Source organism: Streptomyces sp. NPDC092369, from assembly GCF_044755245.1.
Classification (GTDB): domain Bacteria; phylum Actinomycetota; class Actinomycetes; order Streptomycetales; family Streptomycetaceae; genus Streptomyces.
The window spans coordinates 151,184-166,322 of the sequence record NZ_JBIVQP010000001.1; the positions used below are offsets into that span (position 1 = coordinate 151,184).

Annotated in this window: 13 protein-coding genes; 5 read left to right on the forward strand and 8 right to left on the reverse strand. The window is 70.8% G+C overall.

The window, feature by feature from the left end:
- Positions 1 to 41 precede the first annotated feature (41 nt).
- From ACIQI8_RS00705 to ACIQI8_RS00720, 4 genes are read right to left on the reverse strand one after another with little or no spacing between them, the layout of a single operon-like run.
- Positions 42 to 986, reverse strand: coding sequence for an NAD-dependent epimerase/dehydratase family protein (locus ACIQI8_RS00705; protein WP_402342874.1), 945 nt, complete (start codon positions 984 to 986; stop codon positions 42 to 44).
- Positions 983 to 1,873 (reverse strand): carbohydrate ABC transporter permease, encoded by an 891-nt coding sequence (locus ACIQI8_RS00710; RefSeq protein ID WP_402342877.1) that lies wholly within the window; start codon positions 1,871 to 1,873, stop codon positions 983 to 985. Before ACIQI8_RS00710 ends, ACIQI8_RS00705 begins: the two co-directional genes overlap by 4 nt.
- Positions 1,870 to 2,868 (reverse strand): carbohydrate ABC transporter permease, encoded by a 999-nt coding sequence (locus ACIQI8_RS00715; protein ID WP_402342880.1) that lies wholly within the window; start codon positions 2,866 to 2,868, stop codon positions 1,870 to 1,872. Before ACIQI8_RS00715 ends, ACIQI8_RS00710 begins: the two co-directional genes overlap by 4 nt.
- 2 nt (positions 2,869 to 2,870) lie before the next feature.
- Positions 2,871 to 4,247, reverse strand: a complete 1,377-nt coding sequence (locus ACIQI8_RS00720; RefSeq protein WP_402342883.1) for an ABC transporter substrate-binding protein — start codon at positions 4,245 to 4,247, stop codon at positions 2,871 to 2,873.
- A gap of 234 nt (positions 4,248 to 4,481) precedes the next feature.
- Here ACIQI8_RS00720 and ACIQI8_RS00725 point away from each other — a divergent pair, with 234 nt between their 5' ends.
- On the forward strand, positions 4,482 to 5,777 hold the full coding sequence (locus ACIQI8_RS00725) for an enolase C-terminal domain-like protein (protein ID WP_402342886.1): 1,296 nt from the start codon (positions 4,482 to 4,484) through the stop codon (positions 5,775 to 5,777).
- A gap of 41 nt (positions 5,778 to 5,818) precedes the next feature.
- Here the strand turns inward: ACIQI8_RS00725 and ACIQI8_RS00730 are convergent, their stop codons facing one another.
- The 3 genes from ACIQI8_RS00730 to ACIQI8_RS00740 all read right to left on the reverse strand — a co-directional run bounded on the left by ACIQI8_RS00730 (position 5,819) and on the right by ACIQI8_RS00740 (position 9,390).
- Positions 5,819 to 6,970, reverse strand: a complete 1,152-nt coding sequence (locus tag ACIQI8_RS00730) for an ROK family transcriptional regulator (RefSeq protein WP_402346601.1) — start codon at positions 6,968 to 6,970, stop codon at positions 5,819 to 5,821.
- A 158-nt stretch (positions 6,971 to 7,128) separates the two neighbouring features.
- A complete protein-coding gene (locus tag ACIQI8_RS00735; protein WP_402342889.1) occupies positions 7,129 to 8,736 on the reverse strand; it encodes a beta-xylosidase in 1,608 nt (535 codons plus the stop codon).
- A 96-nt stretch (positions 8,737 to 8,832) separates the two neighbouring features.
- Positions 8,833 to 9,390 carry a hypothetical protein gene (locus tag ACIQI8_RS00740; protein WP_402342891.1) on the reverse strand — a complete coding sequence of 186 codons (558 nt, stop codon included), beginning with the start codon at positions 9,388 to 9,390 and terminating at the stop codon, positions 8,833 to 8,835.
- A gap of 114 nt (positions 9,391 to 9,504) precedes the next feature.
- Between ACIQI8_RS00740 and ACIQI8_RS00745 the strand changes: the two genes are divergently transcribed.
- Positions 9,505 to 10,203 (forward strand): TetR/AcrR family transcriptional regulator, encoded by a 699-nt coding sequence (locus tag ACIQI8_RS00745; protein WP_402342894.1) that lies wholly within the window; start codon positions 9,505 to 9,507, stop codon positions 10,201 to 10,203.
- A gap of 310 nt (positions 10,204 to 10,513) precedes the next feature.
- Here ACIQI8_RS00745 and ACIQI8_RS00750 read toward each other — a convergent pair whose 3' ends face one another.
- Complete coding sequence (locus tag ACIQI8_RS00750) at positions 10,514 to 11,446, reverse strand: hypothetical protein (protein ID WP_402342897.1); 933 nt, start codon at positions 11,444 to 11,446, stop codon at positions 10,514 to 10,516.
- A 173-nt stretch (positions 11,447 to 11,619) separates the two neighbouring features.
- On the opposite strand from ACIQI8_RS00750, the gene ACIQI8_RS00755 reads away from it, so the two are divergent.
- The 3 genes from ACIQI8_RS00755 to ACIQI8_RS00765 all read left to right on the forward strand — a co-directional run bounded on the left by ACIQI8_RS00755 (position 11,620) and on the right by ACIQI8_RS00765 (position 15,019).
- Complete coding sequence (locus ACIQI8_RS00755) at positions 11,620 to 12,291, forward strand: ThuA domain-containing protein (RefSeq protein WP_402342900.1); 672 nt, start codon at positions 11,620 to 11,622, stop codon at positions 12,289 to 12,291.
- Positions 12,276 to 13,361 (forward strand): Gfo/Idh/MocA family protein, encoded by a 1,086-nt coding sequence (locus tag ACIQI8_RS00760; RefSeq protein WP_402342903.1) that lies wholly within the window; start codon positions 12,276 to 12,278, stop codon positions 13,359 to 13,361. The genes ACIQI8_RS00755 and ACIQI8_RS00760 overlap by 16 nt, the downstream gene beginning before the upstream one ends.
- Positions 13,362 to 13,492: 131 nt before the next feature.
- Positions 13,493 to 15,019 carry an SDR family oxidoreductase gene (locus tag ACIQI8_RS00765; RefSeq protein WP_402342906.1) on the forward strand — a complete coding sequence of 509 codons (1,527 nt, stop codon included), beginning with the start codon at positions 13,493 to 13,495 and terminating at the stop codon, positions 15,017 to 15,019.
- The last annotated feature ends 120 nt before the right edge of the window (positions 15,020 to 15,139 follow it).

A 15,139-nucleotide genomic window follows, 5' to 3' on the forward strand; every position in this document is an offset into this window, starting at 1 on the left:
GTGCTGTGGGGGGAGTGAGGCCGGAGTCGGATGTACGTCGGTCAGGGATGCCCGTTGCCGGGCGTACCCGGTGCGCTGCGCACCGGAGTTCGCCAGCTGTGGCCAGGGGTGAAGCCCAGCAGTCGCTGGGCGCGCGTGCTGTCGAAGAGGGAGCCGTGGCGGCCGATGCCGGCCAGGATCGCGGTGTCGGGGTAGTGGGCCAGGAGCAGTTCGCCCGTGGGCAGGCGGGCGGAGGTGTCCGGTGCGGCGGCGTTCACCACGTGGTGTCCGGTCAGTGGGGCTGTGAGGGCGGCTCGTACGGCTTCGGCGGCGTCCTTGGTGTGCAGCCAGGCCCACAGTTCACGGCGGTTGGCGGCGGGGTCGTCGGCGACTTCCGCGAGCCGTTCCTCAAGGCGGGGTCCCTCGCCGACGAACGGGAACCGGAGCATGACGGTGGTGGTGCCCCAGCGGCGGGTGGTGAACGCGGCTGCCTGTTCGCTGAGTTGTTTCGACAGTCCGTAGGAGTCGATGGTCAGGTCCGGGTGGTTCTCGTCGATCGGCAGATAGCGGGGGGCCTGGTCGCGGTCGGCCCAGGCCAGGCCGACCGCGGCCGCGCTGGAGGCTCCGACGATCCGGTGGGCCGTGCGCCGGCCGGCCTCCTGGAAGACCGTGTAGGCGCTCATGGTGTTGATGCGGAGCGTCTCGTACTCGTCGACGATGCCCGGTGCGGGGATGGCGGCCAGGTGGACGACGTCCAACCGGTCGCCGGGCTCGATGAGTTCGACGGCGGCGTCGAAGGCGGCCTGTACGGCTGCAGGGTCGGTGAGGTCGCCCTCGGTGGTGGCCGCGAGGTGCGTGGTGTCCGCGACCGGACGGGCGTCCGTGCCGACCACGGTCCAGCCGCGGGCGGCGAGATGGGCGGTGACCGCGGTGCCGAGGCCGCCCGCGGCTCCGGTGACGAGAACGGTTCGGGGGACGTCACCGTCGGTCCTGTGCTGCGAGGTCATCCCTTGACCGCTCCCATCAGTCCGTTCACGAAGTAGCGCTGGGCGCACAGGAAGATGGCGATCACCGGGACGACCATGATCAGGGCGGCGGCCATCAGCGAGTTGTACTGCACGACGTTCTCCGACTGCATGGCCTGGAGGGCGATCGGCAGGGTGTAGGTGTGCGGGTCGTTCAGCGAGATCCGGGTGAGCTGGTACTCGTTCCAGGTCGGGATCGCGGTGAGCAGGGCGATGGTGACCAGGGCGGGGCGGGCCAGCGGGAGGTAGATGCGGGCGAAGATGCGCAGTTCTCCGGCTCCGTCCATGCGCGCGGCTTCGCGCAGTTCGGTGGGGACCGTGGTGAAGGCGTTGGTCAGCATCAGCACGGCCAGGGGTGCGCTGCCGTTCACGAAGGGCAGGACCAGCCCCCAGTGGGTGCCGAGGATGTCGAGCTTGCTCTCCAGCAGCACGATCGGCAGCAGGGTGACGACTCCGGGCACGAACAGCAGGGCCAGGAACAGCCGGTAGAACATGCGCTTGCCGGGGAAGCGCAGCACGGCGAAGGCGTAGGAGGCGGCGGCGTACACGACCACGACCAGGACCGTGGTCAGCACCGTGACCTTGACGCTGTTGGTGAAGTAGTGGAAGAAGTCGAGCTTGTTCCAGGTGTCGGCGAGCGTCCTGCCGGTGGGGTGGTGCGGGATGAGGTGGCCGCCGGAGACGACCTCGGCGTTGGTCTTGAACGCGGCCGACACCATCCACAGGAACGGGTAGAGGCTGATCGCGGCGTAGGCGGCGAGGACCAGGACCACGACGGTACGCGCGGCGAGGGCGCCGGCAGGTTTTCCGCGTCGGGGTGCCGGGGTCCGGGGCGCGGTGGCCGGTCGTGGGGTCACAGTGAGGGTCATCCCAGCCTCCGCAGGGCCCGCTGGTTGATGAAGGCGACGATGAGGGCGGCGACGAACAGCAGCCAGCCCAGGGCGCTGGCCAGCCCCAGCGTCGGCGACAGTTCGGACAGGAAGGCGAGCCGGTAGGTCTCCAGGCCGAGGACGTCCGTGGCGTTGCCGGGTCCGCCGTTGGTCATGATCAGGAACAGCTGGAATCCCTGGAGCGCGTCGCGCAGGTTGAGCAGGGTGATGACAAGCGTGATGGGGCGCATCAGCGGCCAGACGACGTGCGTGGCCACGCGCAGTGCTCCGGCCCCGTCGAGGGCGGCGGCCTCCAGGAGCGAACCGTCCAAAGACTGCAGGCCGGTGAGGTAGAGGAGGGTGGCGACGGGTACGGCGGACCACACCATGACGACGATGAGGGTGGGCAGGGCCGTGTCGGGGTTGCCGAGCCAGCCCTGCGGCTGGGACAGGGAGCCCATGCCGACCGACTTGAGCAACAGGTTGACGGCGCCGTCCGGTTGGAGGATGTACTGCCAGGCGAAGTACACGGCGATGCCGCTGGTGACGTAGGGCAGGAAGTAGATGGAGCGCAGGATGCCCTGCAGGCGCCGCACCGAGTTGAGGACCAGTGCCAGCGGGTAGCTGACGAGGACGGTCAGGACGGGTACGGCCACCATCACGTACAGGGTGTTGACCGCCGCTGTCCTGACGATGGGGGCGTAGGTGGGGCTGTTGCCGAGGAGGTCGGTGTAGTTCTTCAGGCCCACCCAGCGCCAGTGCGGCCAGAAGCCGTTCCACTGGGCGAAGCTGAGCGAGAAGCCGTAGACGATCGTGTAGACGCCCATGACGCCGAAGAGCACCAGTGCCGGGGCGATGAAGGCGTAGCCCCAGGCGATCTCGCGCAGGTGGGCCGGCCGGCGGGGTCCGTCGGTCCTGGCGGTGAGGCGGCGGGTGCGTGCGGGTGTGGGGCCGGGCAGGTCTCCGGTCGTGGAGGCCGGGAGGTCGAGGGTCATGGCTACTGCTCCGCCCAGTTCGACTTGATCATGGAGCCCATGCGGTTGCCGGTCTGCCGGGCGTTCGCCTCCTTCAGCGGGGTGAACTCGGCGAGGACCGCGCCGACCTTGCCCGCGTCGTACAGGCTCGGCCGGTAGGCGGTGTATCCGGCGTTGTAGGCGTTGTCGCCGGTGCCGAAGGTGTCGAGCATGCCGGTCAGCAGGGGGCCGAGGGCGGTGCGGTCGGCGCCGGTGAGGGTGTTGGGCGGCACGTCGAGCGCGGTGCGGCCGAAGGCGGCGGCGGTGTCGGGCCGGGAGAGGAAGCGCAGCCACTCCAGGGCCTCCCGCTTGCGCGGGGAGGTGCGGGTGACCGACAGGCCGGTCAGGGCGAACGGCGCGAGCTGGAGGCCGGGGATCACCGCCCGCCGGGGCGAGGGCACCGGGAAGGTCATGATGCCTTTGGTGTCGCGGCCGTTCTCCGCGAGGAAGGCGAGCGTGAAGGTGCCTCCCACCAGGAACGACGACTTGTTCTGGGCGAAGGAGAGGTCGGCCTCGTCGATGGCCTTGGCCGCGGTGCCCGGCATCCAGTACGGCGTGATCTGCCCGTAGGTCTCCAGGACGCGTTGTCCGTCGTCGGAGGTGAACCCCTTGGACGCGTCGCGCCCGAAGAGCGCCTCGAAGCGCTGCTTGCCGAGCATTCCGTACGCCATCGGCTGCATCAGCCATTCCAGCGCGGTGGAGGGCTGTTTGACGCCGATGGTGATGCCGCCGGTGCGCGGGTCCGTGCGGTGCACGGCGGCCAGCGCGTCCATGAACTCCTCCCAGGTGGAAGGCGGTTCGGTGATTCCGGCGGCGGACAGGCGGGCGCGGTCGGCGTAGACGATGCCGAAGGTGCCGACGGTCAGGGGCACGCTGAAGCGCTGGCCCTCCTTGACGCCCATGGTCTTGGCGCCCTCCACGAGGGAGTTCTCGTACTGCTGCCTGGTGACGGTGCCGTCCGTGCGCACCTGCGGCAGATAGCGGGCCAGCCAGGTGTCGTCGACGGTGTCCTGAAGGTCCTCCAGCAGGCCCGCGCCGCCGAAGGAGAGGTCGTCGCCGTTGGCGTGGACCTCCATGACGTCGGGCAGGTCGTTGGTCCGCGCCGCGGCCTGCACCTTGGTCAGGAACGCGTCGTCGGGGGTGATGGCCTGCACGCTGACCTTGGTGCCGGTGGCGGCGGTGAAGCGGGTGGCGGCGTTCTGGAGCGCCTTGACGTGGGACTGCTTGAAGGTCCACATCGTCAGGGAGTTGCCGTCCCCGGCTCCCTGGCCGCGCCCGCAGCCCGCGGCGGCCAGGGCGAGGGCCGGCGCGAGGGCGAGGAGACGGCGGCGGTCGCGCCGGAAGGGAGGGCTGTGACTCACGCAAGCGGCCCTTTCTCGAGGGGGCTCGCGGTCCGCGCTGGCGAATCGCTGCCCGCTGACGTGCCGGAGTGTGCTGGGCCCTCTGCCTGGGCCCTCTGCGCACAAAGGGGCGGGGCGGCTCAGCCACGGGTATCTAAATCGAGTTGATGTACGGTGTCAACGCCTGTAACAACCTGAGAATCCGCGCACGGTCCCCGTCCGCCGCGGCCGCCACGACTGAACAGGACTTCGCTCGTGTCTCCTTCTCCGGCTTCCGCCCCACCGCAACCCGTGCTCGCTCCGGCTCCCTGGTCGGCCACCGCGGCGGACGGAGTGCGCGTCACCGCCGTACGCACCTTCACCTGCGCCCCGCAGGGCTGCCCGTACGTGATCGTCCGGGTGGAGACCAACCAGCCGGGCCTGTACGGGCTGGGCTGCGCCAGCGATCCGCAGCGCACCACGGCGATCCGCGCCGTGGTCGACGACTACCTGGGCCCCATGCTGCTGGGCCGCGACCCGGGCGACATCGAGGACCTGCACCGGCTGCTGCTCAACAGCGGCTACTGGCGCGGAGGTTCGATCGCCCACAACGCCCTGGCCGGCATCGACGTCGCCCTGTGGGACCTCAAGGGCAAGACGGCGGGGCTGCCGCTGTACTCGCTGCTCGGCGGGCAGGTCCGCGACGCCGCCGACGCCTACACCCACGTGGACGGACAGGAGGCGGGCGAGATCGCCGACCGGGTCCTGGCCGCGACGGAGGAGGGCTGGCGACACGTGCGCGTACAGGTCGCGGTGCCCGGCACCGACACCTACGGCACCGCGCCCGGCGACCCGGTCGAGGCGCGCCGACGTGAACTGCGCGCGGGCACCTGGGACTCGCTGAGCTATCTGCGGCAGGTCCCGCCCGTGCTCAGGGACATACGCGAGCGAGTGGGCACCGGTGTGGAACTGCTCCACGACGCCCACGAGCGCCTCACGCCTTCACAGGCACGGGAGTTGGTCCGAGCCGTCGAGGACGCGCAGCTGTTCTTCCTGGAGGACGCGCTCGCCCCGGAGGACGCGGCGCACTTCGCCCAGCTGCGTGCGGCCGGCACCGTGCCGCTGGCGGTCGGCGAGCTCTACAGCGAGCCGCAGGCCTACCTCCCGCTGCTCACCGACCGCCTCATCGACTTCGCCCGGATCAGGATCCCCACCCTGGGCGGCCTCACCCCGACCCGCAAACTGGTCGCCGCCTGCGAGCTGTTCGGGGTACGTACGGCACCGCACGGCCCCGGTGACGTCAGCCCCGTCGGCATGGCCGCCAACCTGGCGCTCGACCTCAGCTCCCCCGCGTTCGGCGTGCAGGAAGCGGCCACCTTCGCCGAGGCCACCCGTGAGGTCTTCCCGGGCACCCCCGTGCCCCGGTCAGGCGCCTTGTACGGCTGGAGCGCGCCCGGACTCGGCGTGGACTTCGACGAGAAGGCGGCCGCCCGCCATCCCGTCACCGCACCGCTCCAGCACGACCGCTGGGCCCTGCTGCGCGCCACCGACGGCAGCGCGCATCGCCCCTGACCTGCCGCCCGCCGGGGTGTCCCTCCCCGACTCCCGGCGGGTCAGCGCAGAAGCAGGCTCTTCGGCTGCGCGGAAAGGCTCTGGTCGAGTACGAGACAGGCCGCCCCGACGGCGGCCACGTGCTCACCGATCGTCGTGGTGGTCACGACGGTCGGGTGCACGGCCTTCACGAACGGCGACGAGGCGACCATCGGCTCGATGACCTCCAGGAACGGCCCGGACATCTGCGGCCACAGCGGACCGCCGAAGACGATCGTGTCGCTGTCCACGAGGGTCGCGGCCGCGCACACGCCCCGCCCGATCCGGATCGCCCAGCGCCGCACGACGCTCGCGGCCGGCTCCTCCCCCGCCCTGGCGCGGCGGGCCAGCTCGTCGAGGCTGCGGCGGGCGTCCTGCGGGCCGATGGGGGTGAACTCGTGGCCCAGCGCTCCCTCTTTGATGGCCTCGTCGACCAGGGCCTTGGTGGAACAGGCGGCACCGAGGCCGCCGACCTCGCCCGCGTTGCCGGACACACCGCGCAGCACCGAGTCCTCCACCACCAGGCCCATGCCGGAGCCGGTGCCCAGATAGAAGAACAGGAAGTCGCGGGTCTGGCTGGCCGCGCCGACCCACCGCTCGGCCACCGCCGCGGCGATCACGTCCTTGTCCAGCAGCGTGGGGAACCCGGTCTCGGCGGCGAGCCGCTCGCGCAGCGGAACGCTGCCCCAGTCGGGCAGTTCGGGCGGATCGACGACGTACCCGTGCTGCGCGTCGAGTGGGCCTGGAGCCGCGATGCCGAGCCCCAGAATCCGGTCGCGGTCGACGCCCGAACCCTCCGCCAGCGCCGTCACCGACCGTGCCATCTCGGTCATGACCTGGTCGGTGTCGACGCCGAGGGGGGTGGGCTCGCCGTGCTGGGCCACCACCGTGCCCAGCAGGTCGAGCAGGACGTAGGTGATGACGGCCGGATCGAGGTGGACGCCGAGCGCGTAGCAGGCCCCGGGCACGACCCGCAGGAGAGTACGCGGCTTGCCGCCTCCGCCGCTCCACTGCTTGCCCGACTCCTCGGCCAGGCCCTGGTCGATCAGCCGACGGCAGATGTTGGACACCGTCTGCGCGGACAGGCCGGTCGCCTGGGCGAGTTCGACGCGGCTGAGCCCCTCGGGATGGCGGCGGATGGCGTCCAGGATGACGGACTCGTTGAAGTCGCCCATGCGCGGCAGGTTCGTGCCCCGCCGGATCGCCGTGTTCCTCGTGCTCACGTCTTACCTGTCCCCCTCACGACGGTGCGCGCCCGCCGCACAGCGGCACGCGGCACTCGACGGCCGTTCAAGCCCCGCGCTCCCCCGCACACCCGCTCGACAGGCGGCCATCACGACACCTGCCGGACCATGATGACGGACCAGGGCCGCACCCGGGCGCTGTAGTCCACCACGCCGTCCGTGTCGGCGCACACGGCCTCCAGGCGGGTCGCGTGCGCGCGCCGGTCCAGGTGGGCGAGCTGCTCGCGGGTGGGTGCTCCGGGCGAACCGAGATCCCGCCAGGCGCCCAGGGCGTCCCCGTGTCCCGGTTCGAGGCTCTCCACCTCGAAACAGGCCCCGGGCGGCAGTCCGGTCAGGCGCACCCGGAGGGGGCGCGGGCGCCCCTTGGCCTGGGTGGCCTCGGCGAGCGCCCGGTCGTCGAAGGAGGCCGGGACCGACTTCGGCTCCTCCTGCGGGTAGTGGTGGATCAGTACGACGATCCGGCCCGTGCCGTTGTCCCTGGTGACGACGTGGTCCTCACCGAGGTCGAGGAGCCGGTCGCCGAGCGCGCCGAGCATGCGGTAGGCGTGGTAGGTCGGCTTGGGGATCCCGGGCAGGGTGAGCATGCCGAACCCGCCGTGGAACAGCTCGTCCCCCGCACCGCCCTCCTCGAAGACGTCGGTGAAGGTCCAGTAGGCGAGGGAGTCGACGGTCCCTATGGAGTGCAGCACGGACCGGACGACGTAGGTGGCCGCGGGCACGGTGTCGTGGGTGTGGTCGCGCGGCGAGGACGACGACGACCACTCCGTGAGGTGGATCTCGGCCTCGGGGAAGGGGCTCTTGGCGACCAGGTCGCGCAGCAGCCGCAGATCGGTGGGCGTGGCGTTCTTGCCACGGGTCAGCTTCTCGCCCTGGCCGTGCTCGTCCAACGCCCAGTCGGTCGGGTACGGGTGGGTCGAGACGAAGTCGACGGGCAGTTCCTCGGCCGCGCAGTAGGAGAGGAAGTCCTCCACCCACACCGGCCGCCACTCCAGCTCGTCGATGTCGTCGCGGCCCGCGACGATCCGCAGGTCCACGTTCTCGCGCTCGCCCGAGAACCGGTCGTCGGGCACGAAGTTGGAGGTGGCGGGGCCGCCCACCCGCAGCTGAGCGTCGACCGCCTTCACGGCACGCGCGGTGACCTTGTAGAGCTCGAAGTACTCCGAGCGCGTACCGCGGAAGAAGCCGTCGAGGTTCGCCTCGTTCCACACCTCGAAGTACCAGCGGCGCACTTCCTCGATGCCGTAACGCCCCACCCAGTGACGGACGGTGGCGTCGATCAGGCCGGACCATTTGTCGAGGTCGACAGGGGGTGAGCCATGGGCTCCCCACCAGAAGACGGTGCCGGTCTCACGGGCCAGGGCGCGCGGGCTGAAGCCGAACTCGACGAAGGGGCGCACGCCGGTGTCCAGCAGAAAGTCGAACAGGGCGTCGACGTACTGGAAGTTGTGGACCGGCGTGCCGTCCGCACGCTCCGTGTGGACGAACATGTCGTCGTGGAAGAGGCCGTGGAAGCGGATGTACTCGAACCCGCAGTCGCGTCGGGCAGCGACGAGTTGGCGCTGCCAGTCCGCGCGCAGTCCCTCGTTGGCACGACCGGCGCCGACGACCCGGCGCCAGAAGGGGGCGAGCGGCTCGCCCGCCGCTGCCGTGTCGGTGTCGATGTGGATGGGTGTTTCCCCGCTCGGGCTTTCTGGCACAGCCCCTCCCTCATCCCGATAATAAATCGATTTGATTGAGAGGAGCTTAACAGGGCAGCTCCCACGGAAAGCGACCCTGGCAGGGAGTGATCCTGGTCAGCCCCTGCGAGTGGAGCGGCTCAGGCGGATGGCCGACACGAGGAAGAAGATCCCTCCGAGGGTGGCGTAGCCGGCGAGGGCGGACAGCGAGGGGTCGTCCTGCGAGGCGCTCCGGATGAAGCTCGCACCCGCCAGCACCGAGATGCCGCCGCTGACGATCATGGCCCACTGGCCGCCCATCGGCCGGCGGGCGACGCCCACCAGGAGTTGCACCAGCCCGGACACGACCGCCCACGCACCCCAGACGCGCAGCACGTCGGCGACGCCCGAGGCACCGGCGACCGCGACACCGACGGCGGCCAGCGAGCTGACGGCGATGTTGACGTACAGGCCCTTGACCGGCCCCTCGGCGCGCGCCGACCTGGCATCGACGACAGCCGCGACCACGTCGAACGCCGGATAGAGGAACAGCAGCACCCTGGCCGCGACCGTGAGGTCCGAGCCGGCCAGCAGCAGGAGCACCGCCCAGGCGGCGGCGAAGACGAAGCGGATGACGTACAGCCGGCGCAGGGCGGGCGTGGTGCCGACGTGCGCGGTGGAAGTGGCGGATGCCATGAGGTTCTCCAGGGACTACGGGACGGGGAGGCGAGACAGAGAGAACGGTCTCTCTACCGCGCAGCCTGACACACCACTCCCGCCAAAACAAGAGAGAGCGTTCTACCCGCTACGATGGGTGTCATGACACAGACGGAAGCAGGCACAGGCACCGGCAGGAGAGTCTCCGAGGCCCGGGAGCGGCTCCTGAGGACCGCCGGGCAGCTCTTCTACGCGGAGGGCATCCACACGGTGGGCGTCGACCGTCTGGTCGCCGAGTCGAAGGTCACCAACGCCACCTTCTACCGGCATTTCCGCAGCAAGGAAGAGCTTGCCGTCGCCTACATCGCGAGCGTCGACCAGGCGATCCGCACCCAGATCGACTCATTGACGGCCACGGACGCGCCGCCGGACGCCGTCCTGCGGGGCATCGGCGCGTCCCTGGTCGAGCAGATCCGCTCGCCCGGCTACCGCGGATGCGCCTTCCTCAACGCGGCGGCCGAATTCCCCGACCCCGGCCACCCGGTCCACCGTGCCGTCGTGGAACACCGCGCCTGGTTCCTGCAGACGATCACCGGGCTGTTCGCCGAGATCACGGTCGCCGAGTCCGAGCACGCGGGGCGGCACTTCGTCATGGTCCGCGACGGCGCGATGAGCGGCGGCTACCTCGGCGACCCCGTCCTGGCCGGCGAGACCCTGCTGCGGGGCATCGACGGACTCCTGCGGATCCACGCCGCCCGCGGCACCGATGAGGACCCCGCCTCGGCATCCGGCCGGGCGTCCTCGGCGCCCACGGCGGTAGCCGACATCGAGTGCACGCCGCCCGACGCGTGACCTCTCCCGGAGCACGCACGACCGGCCGCGCTGCCCGGAAACGAGCGCCGTCCCCCCAGACCTTGCAGAAGACGTAGTTGCGGCCCGCGTTGAGGGTGCCCCCGTCGTCGAGCCCCTTGGCGGCGGCGAAGGTCTTCACCCAGGTGCGTCCGCCACTGCGGCCCGTGCCGGTGGTGATGCCGTCGCAGGTCGGCTGAACGACCAGCGTGGGCACCCGCGGGGCACGCAGTAGCTCGGTGCGGTCCCCCGGGGACGCGGTGAGCCGCAGGGCACGTACCTGCCACCCCTTCCGCGCCACCCTCCGACGGCTTCAGCGCATCAGCGCGCCGCGCAGCGTCAGGCCGTGGTTGGTACGCAGTCGGCGCAGTTCCCAGTAGGAGACCGCGGTGACCGACAGCGGGCCGCCGAGGAGGAGGGCGATCCGCACGCCCAGCGGCACACCCGTGTAGGAGCCGGTGAACACGTTCACCAGGGCCATCTCCCACACCAGGGTCAGGGTCAGCACGGGCGGCACGGTCTCGTGGATGTCCGCGGTACGGAAGACGTGGAGCAGGGACAACCCCATGCCGTAGATGATGAACGGCAGGACCCACACCAGAGTCGCCACCGTGAGCAGCCAACTGACCACGGCCATCACGGGATTGACGGCCAGCTTTCCGTCGGCGAGACCGGAGAGGACAGCGGCGGGAAACACGGCGACACCGCCGATGATCGCCAACACCGCGCCGGACGGCTTCGCCGCGCGTCGCAGCAACTGCCGCCGGGCCGGCGGACGCGCCAGCAGGACGAACCAGCCGATGAAGACCGGGAAGGTCACGGCGAGGACCAGGATGGTGATCCAGGAGTCGTTGAGCCGATCGCTGGCGGCGCCGCTCGCCGAGTCGACCAGCTTGTAGGAGTACGTCACCCAGAGCACCGCGCCCAGACCCACGTACGTCCGGATCTTCTGGATCCGGGCGACCACCGCGTCCTCCACCCGGTCCGGGCGCGAGGGCCTGAACACCCTGCGCGCGATGGCGATCGGACCGCCGGCCCGCCACATTCTGCGGAACACCCCGACGCGCGGCGCCGGCTGCGGATAACCCGGCGGGTAGGGGTACGGGTAGGGCTGGGGCGGATAACCGCCCTGGTGCGGTGGGACGTTGTACGGATAGGGCTGCGGCTGCGGCGGGACAAGAGGACCCGGAGGGCCCTGCGGGTGATGCGGCTGCTGCGGTGGACCCTGCGGATTCCAGGCACTCATCTCTGAACTCTCCCCCGACATGATTGTGTGCAACGGACACGCAGCGGCAGTGTATGGGGTACATGCGCTGCTTGTGGCTGGTCATGACCTGACATCGTCATGCCCGGGCCGCTGTTCGCCGTACTCGACAGGAAATGCTTCACCCGCGACACGGACAGGAGTGTGCACGGTCCATGACCAACCCCTCTTCAACTCCCGGGCGGAGGGCCCTCATTGTGCGCGGTGGCTGGGAAGGCCATTCACCGGTGGAGATCACCGAACGGTTCGTGCCCTTCCTGAAGGAACACGGATTCACGGTCGAGACCGCCGAGTCCCTCGACGTCTACGGTGACGCGGACCGGCTCGCCGCCACCGACCTCGTCGTCCAGTGCTGGACCATGGACACGATCGCCCCCGAACTCTCCCGCACGCTGGCGGCTGCGGTGCGGGCGGGCACCGGGTTCGCCGGCTGGCACGGCGGTGTCATCGACTCCTTCCGCGGCGACCTCGACTACCACCTGCTGACCGGTGGCCAGTTCCTGTGGCATCCGGCCGACTTCCTGGACTACACGGTCCGGCTCGTGCCCGAACGCGCGAGCCACCCGGTCATCGAGGGCCTGGCCGACTTCACCGTCCACACGGAGCAGTACTGGGTCGCGACCGACCCCGACATCGATGTGCTCGCCACGACCACCTTCCCGGCCGACGAGGAGCGGGATCACCCCGTCGTCATGCCCACCGTATGGACCAGGACACACGGTGCCGGGAAGGTCTTCGTGTCGGCCATCGGCCACAAACCCGACGACTTCGACATACCCGAGGTCCGTACGCTCACCGAACGGGGGCTGCTGTGGGCGAGCAGGTGACACCGCTGCGGGTCGGCATGGCCGGCGCAGGCAAAATCAGCGGCCAGTATCTGTCGACGCTGGCCACGACCGATGTCCTGCGGCTGACCGCGGTCACCGACCTGGACAGCGCCCGGGCGAAGGAGGCGGCCGCCGCGTCCGGCGCACGGGCCGTCGCCGACCTGGCCGGCCTGCTGGGGCGCGACGACGTGGACGTCGTGCTCAACCTGACCATTCCCGCCGTACACGCCGATGTGGCGCTGGCCGCGTTCGCGGCCGGCAAGCACGTGTACGGGGAGAAGCCGCTCGCCACCACCCGCGAGGAGGCCGCCACCGTGCTGGCCGCCGCTCGCGCCGCGGGAGTGCGGGTCGGCTGCGCCCCCGACACCGTCCTCGGCACCGGCGTCCAGACCGGACGCAAGGCCGTGGACGACGGGCTGATCGGTACGCCCGTCGCCGCGACCGCCTTCATGACCACCCCCGGCCACGAGGCGTGGCACCCCGATCCGGAGTTCTACTACCGCCCCGGCGGCGGACCGCTGCTCGACATGGGCCCCTACTACGTCTCGGCGCTGATCCACCTGCTCGGTCCGGTGGCCGCGGTCACCGGCGCGGTCTCCGCACCCCGCGCCGAGCGCGAGATCGCCACCGGTCCCCGTGCCGGACAGCGCTTCGCCGTCGAGGTGGACACACACGTCACCGGGGTGCTGCATCACACGAGCGGCGCACTGTCCACGCTGCTGATGAGCTTCGACATCCACGGCGCCCGCCTGCCCAGGATCGAAGTGCACGGCACGGAGGGGTCGTTGTCGCTGCCCGACCCCAATCACTTCGACGGCCCGGTGGAGGTGTGGCGGGCCCGCTCCGACGGCTGGCGGCCGCTTCCCGTGTCCGCCGGTCACCCCCGCGCCGGACGCGGGATCGGCCTGGCGGACCTCGCCGTCGCGCTGGCCGCCGGCCGTCCCCACCTGGCCTCCGCCGAACTCGCCGAGCACGTCCTGGACGTGATGCTCACGCTGCTGGACGCGGCACACCAGGGGCGGACCCTCGCGGTCACCACCACCTGCGAACGGCCCGATCCGGTCGTCTGACGGCCGGGCAGCCGGCCCCGTGGCGCTCCGGCCGAGCGCATCCGATTCACCCGTAATGCCAGAATGGTGGATGATCGTGTTCCTTCTGGGCACTCGCACGCACCATCCGTCGGGCATCGGAGTGGCATTCCATGGACAGTGACGGAAGTACCGCCGAGGCCGGTGTGCGGTGTCTGGTCACCGGTCCCGGCGGTTACATCGGCGGAAGGCTCGTGCCGGAGCTGCTGGACGCCGGATACACCGTCCGGTGTCTGGCCCGCACCCCGGCCAATCTGCGCGACTATCCGTGGGCGGACCGGGTGGAGGTGGTCCGCGCGGACGTCACCGATGCCGGGAGCCTGCGTACCGCGCTGCGGGACGTCCAGGTGGCCTACTACCTGGTGCACTCCATGAACGCCGGGCGGGATTTCGAGAAGAAGGACCGTCTCGCCGCCGAGACCTTCGCCACGGAGTGCCGCAAGGCCGGAGTGCGCCGAATCGTCTATCTCGGGGGCCTCAACCCGGCCGACGTCCCGGAGCACGAGCTCTCCCCGCACCTTCGCTCCCGCGCCGAGGTCGGTCGCATCCTGCTGGCCTCGGGCGTCCCCACGACCGTGCTGCGCGCCGCCGTCGTGATCGGGTCGGGCTCGGCGTCTTTCGAGATGCTGCGCTATCTCACCGAACGTCTGCCCGTCATGGTGACTCCCAGCTGGGTCGGCACCCATGTCCAGCCCATCGCCGTCCGCGACGTACTGCGCTATCTCGTGGGCAGCGCCCGCATGCCCGAGGACGTGAACCGTACCTTCGACATCGGCGGCCCCGACGTCCTCACCTACCGGCAGATGATGGAGCGGTACGCGCTGGTCGCCGGGTTGCCCCGGCGCCTGATCGTGCCCGTGCCCATGCTCACGCCACGGCTGTCCAGCCACTGGATCGGGTTGGTCACCCCCGTGCCCGCCGCGCTCGCGCGGCCGCTGGCCGAGTCCCTGCGCCACGAGGTGGTGTGCGCCGAGCACGACATCTCCGACCACGTACCCGACCCGCCCGGGACCCCGCTGCCCTTCGACCGGGCTCTCACTCTGGCTCTCCAGCGCGTGCGTCAGACCCAGGTCACCACTCGCTGGTCCTCGGCGTCACTGCCCGGAGCCCCCAGCGACCCGCTCCCCACCGACCCCGACTGGGCGGGCGGCAGCCTCTACACGGACGAACGGACACAGGACGTCCATGCCGATCTCGACGCGCTGTGGCGGGTGATCGAGGGAATCGGCGGCGAGAACGGCTGGTACTCCTTCCCGCTCGCATGGGCCGTACGCGGCTGGCTCGACCGGCTCGTGGGCGGGGTGGGCCTGCGTCGCGGCCGCCGTGACGCGAACCGGCTGCGGGTCGGTGACGCGCTGGACTTCTGGCGCGTCGAGGAGATCGAGCGAGGCCAACTGCTCAGACTGCGCGCGGAGATGCGCCTGCCCGGACTCGCCTGGCTGGAGATGCGCGCGGAACGGGACGACGACGGCGTGCGCTACCGGCAGCGTGCGCTCTTCCATCCCCGCGGACTGGCGGGACACCTCTACTGGTGGAGCGTGGCACCCTTCCACGCCACCGTGTTCAACGGCATGGCCCGCTCGATCGCGCGCACCGCGGAGCGCGCCGGCACTTCCGGCGGTGCGACGCAGGCGGACTGACGGGACCGGTGGGCCGGGTTCCATGGTTAGCCTTACCTTACCTACACTGCTGGAACGTACAGGCATCACGTCCGGAGAGGCCCAACCCCGTGACTCCACGCATGCGTTCCGCCGCCGACA

Coding starts and splice junctions, on each gene's coding strand:
- ACIQI8_RS00705 (WP_402342874.1), bottom strand. CDS start 986: ATGACCTCGCAGCACAGGACCGACGGTGACGTCCCCCGAACCGTTCTC.
- ACIQI8_RS00710 (WP_402342877.1), bottom strand. CDS start 1,873: ATGACCCTCACTGTGACCCCACGACCGGCCACCGCGCCCCGGACCCCG.
- ACIQI8_RS00715 (WP_402342880.1), bottom strand. CDS start 2,868: ATGACCCTCGACCTCCCGGCCTCCACGACCGGAGACCTGCCCGGCCCC.
- ACIQI8_RS00730 (WP_402346601.1), bottom strand. CDS start 6,970: ATGGGCGACTTCAACGAGTCCGTCATCCTGGACGCCATCCGCCGCCAT.
- ACIQI8_RS00740 (WP_402342891.1), bottom strand. CDS start 9,390: ATGGCATCCGCCACTTCCACCGCGCACGTCGGCACCACGCCCGCCCTG.
- ACIQI8_RS00745 (WP_402342894.1), top strand. CDS start 9,505: ATGGGTGTCATGACACAGACGGAAGCAGGCACAGGCACCGGCAGGAGA.
- ACIQI8_RS00750 (WP_402342897.1), bottom strand. CDS start 11,446: ATGAGTGCCTGGAATCCGCAGGGTCCACCGCAGCAGCCGCATCACCCG.
- ACIQI8_RS00755 (WP_402342900.1), top strand. CDS start 11,620: ATGACCAACCCCTCTTCAACTCCCGGGCGGAGGGCCCTCATTGTGCGC.
- ACIQI8_RS00765 (WP_402342906.1), top strand. CDS start 13,493: ATGGACAGTGACGGAAGTACCGCCGAGGCCGGTGTGCGGTGTCTGGTC.